We start from the raw sequence: 4,400 nt of genomic DNA on the forward strand, positions 1-4,400 counted from the left end.
GGGACTAGGGAGTCGGGAATCGGGAGTCGGGAATCGGGAGTCGGGAAAGATAGGGAAGTGTGGGAGGTGTGGGAGGTGTGGGAGGTGTGGGGAATTTAGAAGTTAGAAGTTAGAAGTTAGAAGTTAGAATTTAGAATTTAGAATTTAGAATCGAGAATGGGCGAATTTAGTAGGGAGTAGGGAGTAGCTCACTTGGGTAGGTTTTTTACATTTGGGTCAAACCCACCCCCAACCCCTGACCGGTCGGGGGCGGTACACAGGGATAAGAAAAGGAAAACAACTTAGGTGCGCTTGACCTATTAAGAATTAAATTCGCCACGGGTCGCACCTGAAAAAGCGCTGCATCGCTTTCTTATCCCCCACACCCGGTCACCCCACACCCGGTCACCCCACACCTGAGGTCAAAGTAAAAAACCTACCCTGATGGGGAGATAGGGAGATGGGGAGTCAGAATTACTATAAGAACGGCGATAATTATCCAGAATTTCTTGATTTAGTAATACTAAAGTAGTGGGCTTTTTTTGCTTGTAACTGATACACTTTAAGCACATCATAACGTGGTTAATCTATCAGCTTATGGGTTTATCTAAGGTAACATTAATCGTGACTCAGAGGGAGCGGTTTAGTTTAACAAAGCCTTCCCTAGACAGTATTATTGCTGATTATTCCTCTTATCCTTTTGACCTAATCTATGTAGATGGTAATGCTCCATCCCAAGTGCATGAGTATCTGCAACAGCAGGCAGATAAACACGAATTCATGACTTTGATCCATCGCGGACGCTATTTGAGATCGAATGTTGCTCGTAACATAGCTCTACCGTTTGTTAAGGATGCGGATTACATTGTTTTTATTGACAATGATGTGATTGTAGAGCCTGGTTGGTTAAAACGTTTGGTTGAGTGTGCTGAACAAGAGCAAGCTGGTATTGTTGCTCCTCTAATTTTACAGGGGCAACCAGGCTCTCCGGATATTGAGGTACATGTTGCTGGGATTAAAACCAAGTTTCACCAAAGAAAGCATGGTAAAAAGTGGTTTGAGCAAAAGCAGTTGCTCTATGGTACTCAATTACGGGATGTTGAGCAGGATTTACATCGTACCCCAGTAGATTCTGTAGAGTTTCATTGTATCCTAGCTCGTCATTCTCTGATCAAGTCTATTGAACTGGATGAAATCTTTGATAGCTTGGCGAGTCATACTGATTTATGTATGCAGGCAACGGACTTAGGCGAGACAATTTTCCTGGAACCTAAATCTAGAATCACTTTCCTCAATCCTCGACAGATCACTCGGTTTGACCAGGATGATGTGCCATTTTACGTATTTAAATGGAATGAAGAATCTGTACGAGATGTGTTCAATCGTCAAGTCAAAAAGTGGAATTTGGGTAAGGATGATCCTTCAATGTGGTCGATTTGGAGGTGGGTGATTGAGAATCGTCAACTCCCGGCTAAGTGGTCAACTCAAGAGGGGAGTTTCGAGAGAAAGTTATTGGAGTTCTGTCAGCGTCGCTGGTGTCCAAGTTGGCTGCGTACATTGTTAGAATCCTATGTGATTAAGCGCGCATTTCCTGAGACTGGGATTGCTGACAATTTAGTGGAAAATGTCAGTAATAAACCTTCGGTGACTGTGTAGGTAAAAGGGAATAGGGAGTAGGGAGTAGGGAACTTCGGATCAGGGAACAGGGAACAGGGAGTAGAGATACCCTCTCCCTTAATAAGATGGGGATATGATTACTTTAAACCCCTTTGCCTATTGCCTATTGCCTATTGCCTTTTGCCTATTGCCTTTTGCCTTAATTTGTGGCCAATAGGGTGAGATTCGGTAGAGATTTTATTGATACAGTCTCTACTTTTTTTTGATTACCAAATCTAGATTAGGAATTACCTTTAACTGAGCTGTATAACCATTGTGATTCATCCTATGGTGGCCAGTGCCTATCAATCAAATGGCAAGGTTTGGAATCTATCTGATGCACTGCCCACCCTACATAAACTACTGAGCTGTATAACCATTATGATTCATCCTATGGTGGCCAGTGCCTAGCAAACCGATGGCAAGGTTTGGAATCTATCTGATGCACTGCCCACCCTACATAAACTACATAAACTATTCGCTTAGCGCATATGCTTAGCTATGGTGGCCAGTGCCTAGCCGATTCCTAACATCCAAAAACTTCAACTGTCGATAAAGCATAGAAATCATGGGCAAATCAACTCCTGCTTTCCTTGCCATCCGCAAAGGATTGCCCACAATTGCCTCAACTTCCAAGGGTCTTTTTCCATCATAATCCAGTTTCATGCTGGTTAAATAAGATTTCATGTTTTCGGTATGGTCGAGCATTTTTTGGATAAAGTAGTCGCCTAGTATCCGCCCGCAACTCTTTGCCCCTGCTAGCACTTCCCCCATTATTTGTTCTGCTAAACGCCGCGTATCGGGATTCGCCATGATTTCATCTGTTCTGGCATTTAAAATCACGGAAAGACTATTATACGGAATATTCCACACTAACTTTTTCCACCTAGCTAACAGCAAATCTTCGCTCAACTCAATAGGAATCCCTGCGCTTTCAAAATCCCTAGCAATTTGGCTCATTTGTTCTGTAATGCCAGTAGCTTGATGGTTAGGAGCATATTGTCCTAGGGTAATGATACCATAGTCGATGTGGTGAATCTGACCCTGCCCTATTTTATTAGAACAGACAAAACATAACCCACTGATTAGGGTATTTTCTCCTATAAATTTGGAAATTTCTGGTTCAACATTGATGCCGTTTTGTAAGAGCAACACTACGGTATTTTCATTTATTAATGGCGGCAATAGCTCTGGTAAATGATGATTTTGGGTCGCCTTCAATGCTACTACGATTACATCGCAATTGGGCATTTTTTTGACATCGTTGTAGGCATCGACTTCCGGCAGAGTAAAATCACCATCCACTGATTTTACAATTAAACCGTTTTCGGCGACATGGTGGTAGTCGCTACGGAGTAAAAAGCTGACTTGATGACCTGCTTTTTGCAGTTTGGCACCGTAGAATCCGCCAATAGCACCGGTGCCGATAATTCCATAGGTTCGATTGGACATTTTGAGAAGATGGGTCTGCTAGGGTGGCAAATTAGTTAGACAAGAAGAGGAGATAGGGAAGATGACTATAAATAAGTAAGCTCTCAAAAAACGATCGCATTTTTTTTATACTACCTCTAACTAGATCACAATATCACCAAAACCCAAAAAACTTCCCTACAAATTTGTTACAAAAATTTTCAAAATATGCTACAATAAAAGATTATTTGTGCTATTATAAAAGAGTGGTTGGTAAAACTTCCACCTCAAGAGCTAGCCCGGGAAACGTACAAATCTACGGGCTAGCCTTGGGTCCCCTATGACAGGAGATACTTTTATTATGACTTATTCTGAGCGCCTTCATCCATGGGTGATCATGCGGCTATTACCCAAGATGCAGCGAGTCGTTGTTGGTCGGTTCCGCAACCGGTCTGATGCCGACGGTCATTTAAAAGCTCTTAAACGGCTGATGCCGGATGCTAAATTTGTGATTGTTTTTGATGTCGGTAATCCGATAGATGAGGAATCGTTGGATGAGGAATCCTAGGGTTGTAATTTGGTAAGCGATCGCACAGGGAGCAGGGAGCAGGGAGCAGGGAGCAGGGAAGAGTTAAGAGGAAATAGGTCAAAAATCCTGTGTACCTCATAGCCATAAGAAAGGCTATAGTTGAACAATTCAGCTAATCAGCTATCAGCTTAAGCGCTACGCGCACGCGTGCGCGTTCAGCTATCAGCCAATTCTAGAAAATCTCGAACTATTAAATTCTCCCATTTCAGATTTATTTTAAGCATTAGGCTGACCGCTGACAGCTGACGGCTGAATGCTTACTCCCTACTCCCTACTCCCTACTCCCTACTCCCTACTCCCTAATCTTCCAACGTTATTACAACTTTACCTCGGGCGTGTCCTTGTTCAAGATATCTGATAGCTTCAGGCACTTTACTTAAGCTGTATCTTCTATCGATAACAGCTGCTATTTTGCCGGTTTCAAGAAGCTCCTTGATAAACACTAAATCCTTCTGGTTTGGTTCCATAAACAGGGACACAATTTTCTTACTCCCGGTCATGTAAATCCATGGTCCTAGGAACATAAGTTGGAAAAGTTGTGCCATGGAACCTCCGACAAAGACATAAATTCCGTTGGGAGTTAATATATTCTTGTAATCCAAAATGGAACGATAGGCTGCAGCATCAAGAATCAGGTCATAATGCTGACCATTTTTGGTGAAATCTTCTTGAGTGTAATCAATAACATGGTCTGCACCAATGGAGCGCACCATGTCTAAATTCCTGGTGCTGCACACCCCAGTCACTTCGGCTCCGAAGGATTGGA

General features: G+C 42.8%; 4 protein-coding genes. 2 read left to right on the forward strand and 2 right to left on the reverse strand.

The window, feature by feature from the left end; all coding sequences use genetic code 11:
• Positions 1 to 603 precede the first annotated feature (603 nt).
• Positions 604 to 1,635 carry a glycosyltransferase family 2 protein gene (locus F6K20_RS25840; protein ID WP_048815269.1) on the forward strand — a complete coding sequence of 344 codons (1,032 nt, stop codon included), beginning with the start codon at positions 604 to 606 and terminating at the stop codon, positions 1,633 to 1,635.
• Positions 1,636 to 2,130: 495 nt separating this feature from the next.
• On the opposite strand, the gene F6K20_RS25845 is transcribed toward F6K20_RS25840, so the two are convergent.
• The gene (locus F6K20_RS25845) at positions 2,131 to 3,087 is read right to left on the reverse strand and encodes a putative 2-dehydropantoate 2-reductase (protein ID WP_008185827.1); all 957 of its coding nucleotides are present in this window, start codon (positions 3,085 to 3,087) and stop codon (positions 2,131 to 2,133) included.
• Between the two features lie 319 nt (positions 3,088 to 3,406).
• On the opposite strand from F6K20_RS25845, the gene F6K20_RS25850 reads away from it, so the two are divergent.
• Positions 3,407 to 3,613: an SPOR domain-containing protein gene (locus F6K20_RS25850; RefSeq protein ID WP_044493665.1), complete on the forward strand. Its 207-nt coding sequence runs from the start codon at positions 3,407 to 3,409 to the stop codon at positions 3,611 to 3,613.
• 320 nt (positions 3,614 to 3,933) lie between these two features.
• On the opposite strand, the gene F6K20_RS25855 is transcribed toward F6K20_RS25850, so the two are convergent.
• On the reverse strand, positions 3,934 to 4,400 hold a 467-nt coding region (locus F6K20_RS25855), incomplete at its 5' end, for an NAD(P)-dependent alcohol dehydrogenase (protein ID WP_287296554.1).

Origin of the sequence: Moorena sp. SIO2C4, assembly GCF_010672485.1 — a bacterium.
Classification (GTDB): Bacteria; Cyanobacteriota; Cyanobacteriia; order Cyanobacteriales; family Coleofasciculaceae; genus Moorena; species Moorena producens.

Coding starts and splice junctions, on each gene's coding strand:
- F6K20_RS25845 (WP_008185827.1), bottom strand. CDS start 3,087: ATGTCCAATCGAACCTATGGAATTATCGGCACCGGTGCTATTGGCGGA.
- F6K20_RS25850 (WP_044493665.1), top strand. CDS start 3,407: ATGACTTATTCTGAGCGCCTTCATCCATGGGTGATCATGCGGCTATTA.